The 6,554-nt window shown below is 70.8% G+C and carries 5 protein-coding genes and 1 tRNA gene; 5 read left to right on the forward strand and 1 reads right to left on the reverse strand.

Annotation, left to right across the window (positions count from 1 at the left end; all coding sequences use genetic code 11):
* The first annotated feature begins 89 nt into the window (after window positions 1-89).
* The gene (locus ETD96_RS08790) at window positions 90-1,172 is read left to right on the forward strand and encodes an NAD-dependent epimerase/dehydratase family protein (RefSeq protein WP_138635799.1); all 1,083 of its coding nucleotides are present in this window, start codon (window positions 90-92) and stop codon (window positions 1,170-1,172) included.
* Window positions 1,173-1,200: 28 nt separating this feature from the next.
* Here the strand turns inward: ETD96_RS08790 and ETD96_RS08795 are convergent, their stop codons facing one another.
* Window positions 1,201-4,074 (reverse strand): UPF0182 family membrane protein, encoded by a 2,874-nt coding sequence (locus ETD96_RS08795; RefSeq protein WP_240807400.1) that lies wholly within the window; start codon window positions 4,072-4,074, stop codon window positions 1,201-1,203.
* Window positions 4,075-4,274: 200 nt separating this feature from the next.
* Between ETD96_RS08795 and ETD96_RS08800 the strand changes: the two genes are divergently transcribed.
* The 4 genes from ETD96_RS08800 to ETD96_RS08815 all read left to right on the forward strand — a co-directional run bounded on the left by ETD96_RS08800 (window position 4,275) and on the right by ETD96_RS08815 (window position 6,455).
* Window positions 4,275-4,784: a PPA1309 family protein gene (locus ETD96_RS08800; RefSeq protein ID WP_240807402.1), complete on the forward strand. Its 510-nt coding sequence runs from the start codon at window positions 4,275-4,277 to the stop codon at window positions 4,782-4,784.
* Between the two features lie 29 nt (window positions 4,785-4,813).
* The gene (locus ETD96_RS08805) at window positions 4,814-5,257 is read left to right on the forward strand and encodes a molybdenum cofactor biosynthesis protein MoaE (protein ID WP_205719169.1); all 444 of its coding nucleotides are present in this window, start codon (window positions 4,814-4,816) and stop codon (window positions 5,255-5,257) included.
* A 27-nt stretch (window positions 5,258-5,284) separates the two neighbouring features.
* Window positions 5,285-6,331: a YlbL family protein gene (locus ETD96_RS08810; RefSeq protein WP_138635803.1), complete on the forward strand. Its 1,047-nt coding sequence runs from the start codon at window positions 5,285-5,287 to the stop codon at window positions 6,329-6,331.
* Window positions 6,332-6,381: 50 nt separating this feature from the next.
* Window positions 6,382-6,455, forward strand: a tRNA-Met gene (locus ETD96_RS08815).
* Window positions 6,456-6,554 lie beyond the last annotated feature (99 nt).

Genomic DNA, 6,554 nt, shown 5'->3' on the forward strand with positions numbered 1-6,554 from the left:
CGGTTCGCCCCTGGGATGCATGATGGGCTCATATCCGCAACGTTAGCCGGTCCCGGCAAGGTCGCGTACTCAAGGAAGGGGGCAGCCCCGTGGCAACGGGCAAGGTTCGCCCTCGGCGTAGCAAGGGCCCGGTCGTCGCCGTCACCGGCGCCGCCTCCGGGGCGGGACGGCTGCTGGCCGCCCGGCTCGCCGAACGGGAAGAGATCCGCAAGGTCGTCGCCGTCGACGGGCAGCGCGGCGACGTGCCCGGCGTCACCTGGCGCGTCACCGACATCCGCGACCCGCTGCTGTCCGGGCGGCTCTCCGACGTCGACGTGCTCGTCAACCTGGACATCGAGCGGTCCCCGGACGCCGACCCGCGCGAGCGCCGCACCCACAACGTCCGCGGCGCCCAGACGGTCGTCACCGCCGCCGCGGCGGCCCGCGTCCGCCGGGTGGTCCTCGTCACGTCCGCGATGGTCTACGGGGCCGAGCCCGGCAACGAGGTGCCGCTGGCCGAGGACGCGCCGCTGCTCGCCGAGGCCAGCACCAGCATCGCCGGGGACTTCCTGGAGATCGAGGAGCTGGCCGCGACCGCGCCCGTCACCCATCCCGGCCTGGACGTCACCGTCGTCCGCCCCGCCGCGCTCGCCGGCCCCGGCGTCGACACCGTGATCACCCGCCACTTCGAGGCGCCCCGGCTGCTGTCGGTCAAGGGCAGCACCCCCGGCTGGCAGTTCTGCCACATCGAGGACCTCGCGTCCGCGCTGGAGACCGTCGTCATCGACGACGTGCGCGGGCCCGTCGCCGTCGGCTCCGAGGGCTGGCTCGGCCCCGACGAGGTCGCCGAGATCACCGGCAGGCGCACCTTCGAGCTGCCCGCCGCCCTCACCTTCGGCATGGCGCAGCGGCTGCACAGGCTGGGCATGACCCCGGCGCCCGCCACCGACCTGCATTACGTCGCCTACCCGTGGGTCGTCGACTGCGCGCGGCTGCGGGCCGCCGGGTGGAAGCCGCTGCACGACAACGCCGCCGCCCTGCGCGCCGTGATGGAGGAGACCGCCGGACGGCACGCCGTCGTCGGCCGCCGCGTCGGCGGCAAGGAGGCCACGATGGCGACCGCCGCGGGCGCCACCGTCGCCGCGATCGGCGCCGCCGCCGCGATCCGCCGCGCCCGCAAGCGCCGCCGCTGACCCCCGGCCGGGGTCAGCGGCGACCCCCTCAGCTCGCCGGAGGGGTGGCGCTCGGTGACGGCGACGGCGACCCCGGCGGCGACCCGGACGGGGACGGTGCCGGGCTCGGCGACGTTTTCGGCGCGGCCTTGCCCGCCGCCGCCAGCGCGGCCTGCGCGTCCTTGATCCGCTTCCAGGCCTCGCCCATGCCCGGGTAGTCGCCCTTCTTCTGGGCGTTCTCGTAGTCGGTCACGGCCTTGTTCAGGTCGCCGATCGCCTTCTGCGCCGCCGCGCTCAGCTGCTGCCCGCCCGGCGCGCCCGGCGACTGCGGCGGCGCCCCGGGCTGCGCGGGCGCGCCCGCCCCGCCGAGGACCTGCTTCAGCGCGTCCTGCAGCGTGTCCGCCGCGGCGATGCTCTCCCCGTACCGGACCAGGATCTTGCCCATGATCGGGTACGGCTGCTGCTCCGCGCCGCCCGCCGCCTTCGTGTACATCGGCTCCACGTACAGCAGGTCACCGCCGAACGGGATCGTCAGCAGGTTGCCGGCCACGGTCTTCGTGCCGCCCTGCCGCAGCGCGAACAGGTCGCTCTTCACCTTCGAGTCGGTCTCGAACGAGTTCTGCACCTGGCCCGGACCCGGCGGCTGCGCGTTCCGCGGCATCTGCAGGATCTGGATCTGCCCGTAGTCGCGCCCCGGCGTCGACCCGACCGCCATGAACGCCGCCAGCTGCGGGTTGTTGCGCGGGTTGAAGACCGTCGTCAGCGAGAACGACTCGGTGTCCTGGCCGGGCATCCGCAGGCTCTGGTAGTACGGCGGCTGCCGCTTGCCCTTCACCGTCGGGTCCTGCGGGACCTCCCAGAAGCCCTCGCCGTTGTAGAACGCCGACGGGTCCGTCACGTGGTACTTGGTCAGGACCTTGCGCTGCACCTTGAACAGGTCCTGCGGGTAGCGGAAGTGGGCCTCCAGCTCCGGCGGGATCGACGAGCGCGGCTGGACGGTGTTGTCGAACACCTTCATCCACGTCTTCGTCACCGGGTCGTTCTCGTCCCACTGGTAGAGGTGCACGGTGCCGTCGTAGGCGTCCACCGTGGCCTTCACCGAGTTCCGCATGTAGTTGATGTGGTCGTTCGCCTGCCGCGCCACCGCCGACCGCGTGTCGGTGATGGTGTCGCGGGTCGCCTCCCCGAGGCTCATCTCCTCCGAGTACGGGTAGCTGCTGGACGTCGTGTAGCCGTCCACGATCCACAGGATGCGGCCGTTCACCACCGCCGGGTACGGGTCGCCGTCCAGCGTCAGCCACGGCGCCGCCTTCTGCACCATCTGGCGCGGCGTCCGGTCGTAGAGGATCTTGGCGTCCTTGTTGATCGCGCCCGACAGCAGCAGGTTCTTGTCCTGGAACTTCGCCGAGTACAGCAGCTTGTTCAGGAACGAGTCGATGCGGACCCCGCCCTGCCCGGCGTAGGTGCTGCTCTGCTGCCCCGACTCGCTGTTGTCGGGGTAGTTCAGCTCCTGCTGGCCCTGCCCGCCGACCACCGAGTACTTCGGCGAGCGCTCCCCGAAGTAGATCTCCGGCTTCGCCACCTGGATCCGCTGGTCCGGGGACGCCGGCATGTCGCGGGTGATGAAGGCCGGCTCGCGGGAGTCGAACCGGTCGCCGTACGCCGACACGAAGCCGTAGCCGTGCGTGTAGACCATGTGGTCCTTCACCCAGCTGCGCTGCCCGGCCGGCGCGCCCGACAGCTCGCGGAGCGCGACGACCGTGTCGACGAGCTTGCCGTCCACCTGGTAGCGGTCCACGTCCAGCGTGTCCGGGAACTGGTAGAACGGGCGGATCCGCTGCAGCTGCTGGAACGTCTCGCCCACCACGTTCGGGTCGAGGACGCGCACGCCGCCGAGCTTGTCGGCGTCCTCCTGGAGCTGCTTCTTGTCCGTCACGGGCTGCGTGCCGTACGGGACGACCTTCGCGCCGTCCACGCCGTAGGCGGCCCGGGTGAACTTGATGTTGCGCGCGATGTACTCGCGCTCCTTGGCCAGCTCGTCCGGCTTCACCTGGAACTGCTGGATCAGCAGCGGGTACACCCCGCCCAGCAGGATCGCCGACAGCACCAGCAGCGTGAAGCCGACGCCCGGCAGCATCATGCCGCGCCGCAGCAGGTTGCTGAAGAACATCGCCGCGCACAACAGCGCGATCACGGCGAGGATCGTCTTCGCCGGCAGCAGCGCGTTGACATCGGTGTAGGACGCGCCCGTCGCCACCCCGCGTTCGGAATGCATCAGGCCGTACCGGTCGAACCAGTACGCCACCGCCTTCAGCAGGATGAACAGCCCGAACAGCACCGACAGGTGCGCGCGCGCCGGCGGGCTCGCCTTGTCGCCCGGCCCCTGCAGCCGCAGCCCCCCGTACAGGTAGTGCACCATCACCGCGGCCAGGATCGACAGGATCACCGTCGCGAAGACCACACCCAGCACGAGCCGCATGAACGGGTACGTGAAGACGTAGAACGACACGTCCTTGTGGAACTGCGGGTCCTCCACGCCGAACGGCGTGCGGTTCAGGAACGCCAGCCACACCGGCCACTGGCCCGCCACCGACGAACCCGTCAGCACGCCCAGCAGCCCCAGCAGCGACACCGCGATCATCCGGCGCCGCGGATCGATCACCGAGCGGTACCGCTCCAAGCCCTGCTGCTCCACCGACAGCGGCCGGTACGCCGGACGCAGCCGGTACGCGACCATCACATTGGCGCCCACCACCAGCGACATCAGCAGCCCCGCGCCGAAGAACAGGACGATCTTCGCCTGCAGCTGCGTGGTGTACACCTCGGAGAAACCGATCGAGCGATACCACAGCAGGTCCGTGTACACGGCCGTGAAGATCAAGAACGCGACCAGCAGCACGGCCAGCGCCACCAGAGCGGGCAAGACGATCCGCGTCCGTCCGGTACCGAGCCGGCGCCCGAAAGCGGGAGTCCGGAAGGTCAAGTCGGCCCCTCCGATCGAGAAACTCGCTCACCGGCCGCCCGCCGGTGCTGTAGATGCAACTTACCGACTGGCGCGAGGGTTCCGGCACTCACCGTCGCAGGAAGGGGAAAGATGGCCCCGTGAGTCATTTGGAAACAGCCGTGCTCGATCTTGAACGTCACTCGGCGGAGAAGGGCTGGGACAGCGCCCCCAGCCTGTACGCGCTCGTCCGCAGCGCCGAACTCCGCCGCGCCGAGCCCGGCCTCGCCGACCAGCTGCCCGCCGACGCCGACGCGCTCGTCCCCATCGAACAGGAAGGACTCCCCGAGGAAAGCAGCGTCGAAGACGCCCTCGCGGGCATCGTCTGGCCCGACACCGTCGACGGCTGCGTCCTCGTCATCGAACGGGTCGTCCTGCCCCCCGGCGTCGAGGACGACATCCCCGACGACGCCGCCGAGGCAGCCGCGTTCGTCGGGAACCACCCCGCCCGCGAAGAGGTCCGCATGGTCGTCGGCGTCCTGCGCGACGGCGCCCGCCACGCCGCCGTCCGCATGCGCAGCCACGACAGCGAGGACGCCGTCCTGCGCGGGCCCGACCTCGTGCCCGGCCTCCCCGACGTCCTCGCCGCCACCTTCGACCCCGACGACCCCGGCGCGTCCCGCCCGGAATAGGACGGCCGCCGGGAGGTAGCCTGCGGAACGTGACCCACAGCGTTGAAGCCGGCGACGTCATCCGGCTGGCCGGCGTCCGCGAGACGCCCCTGTCCGTCGACGAGGTCTACCGCGCCGTCGGCGCCCCGAGCGCCGGCGGCATCGCCCTGTTCACCGGCACCGTCCGCGACCACGACCACGCGCGCGCCGTCAGCGGCCTGTCCTACAGCGCCCACCCCACCGTCGAACGGGAACTGCGCGCCGTCATGGAGAAGGTCGCCGCCGACCACCCCGTCCTCGCCCTCGCCGCCGTCCACCGCGTCGGCGACCTCCGCATCGGCGACATCGCCGTCATCGTCGCCGCCTCCAGCGCCCACCGCGCCGAAGCGTTCGACGCCTGCCGCCGGCTCATCGACGACCTCAAGGCCGGCGTCCCCATCTGGAAGCACCAGACCTTCGCCGACGGCGGCGACGAGTGGGTCGGGGCCTGCTGAGCCCCCTGACCGCATAGAGTTTCCGGCATGTCTCGTCGTGCCGCCACGCTCTCCGCCGCGAGCGTGCTCGTCCTCCTGCTCGCCGTCATCGGCTCCTTCATGCGCGTCCCCTACGTCGCGCTGATGCCGGGCCCCACGAGCAACACCCTCGGCACGAACGACAAAGGCCAGCCCCTCATCCGCATCGAAGGCCGCAAGACCTACCCCGACCAGGGGCACCTCAACTTCACCACCGTCACCTACCGCGGCGGGCCCGGCGGCCGCATCGACCTCTTCACCGCCCTGCGCGGCTGGCTCGACGGCGACACCGCCATCGTCCCCGAAGAGACGATCTTCCCCAAGAACGAGTCGCCGAAGCAGGTCGACCAAGAGAACACCCGGGCGATGCAGGACTCCCAGCAGAACGCCGAAGCCGCCGCCCTCCACCAGCTCGGCATCCCCCTCACCACCCGCGTCGTCGTCGACGGCGTCCAGAAAGGCCGCCCCGCCGACGGGATCCTGCGGCCCGGCGACGAGATCACCGCGCTCGACGGCGCCAAGGTCACCAGCGTCTCCCAGGTCACCGGCGCCATGGCCAAACGCAAGATCGGCGACACCGTCACCCTGGACTACCGGCGCGGCGGCACCGAGCAGAAGGCCAAGGTCACGACCGTCGCCGACCCCTCCGGCAAACGCGCCGTCGTCGGCATCGTCCTGTCCGACCAGTACAAGTTCCCCTTCAAGATCGACATCAGCATCGGCGACATCGGCGGCCCCTCCGCCGGCCTCATGTTCTCCCTCGCCATCTACGACAAGCTCACCCCCGGCCCCCTCACCCAGGGCAAATTCATCGCCGGCACCGGCACCATCACCCCCGAAGGCCACGTCGGCCCCATCGGCGGCATCCAGCAGAAGATGATCGCCGCCCGCAAGGCCGGCGCCACCGTCTTCCTCACCCCCAAGGACAACTGCACCGACGCCGTCGCCGCCCGCCCCGACGGCCTCCGCCTCGTCCGCGCCGACACCCTCAACGGCACCATCCAGGCCATCAACGCCCTCAACACCGGCAACGGCCACATCCCCGCCTGCAAATGACCGCCACCGACCCAACCACTCCCACCCATGCCATAGACTTAAGACATCACCGCGGGGTGGAGCAGTTCGGTAGCTCGCTGGGCTCATAACCCAGAGGTCGCAGGTTCAAATCCTGCCCCCGCTACTGGTCCTGGGGTCCCCTTGGTCGCGAGCTTCGCTCGCTCCCCAAGGGGACCCTTCGCCATTCCCGGGGGGCGACCCCCCCTGTCTCTTATACCCATCT

This window comes from Actinomadura geliboluensis, from assembly GCF_005889745.1.
Taxonomy (GTDB): domain Bacteria; phylum Actinomycetota; class Actinomycetes; order Streptosporangiales; family Streptosporangiaceae; genus Spirillospora; species Spirillospora geliboluensis.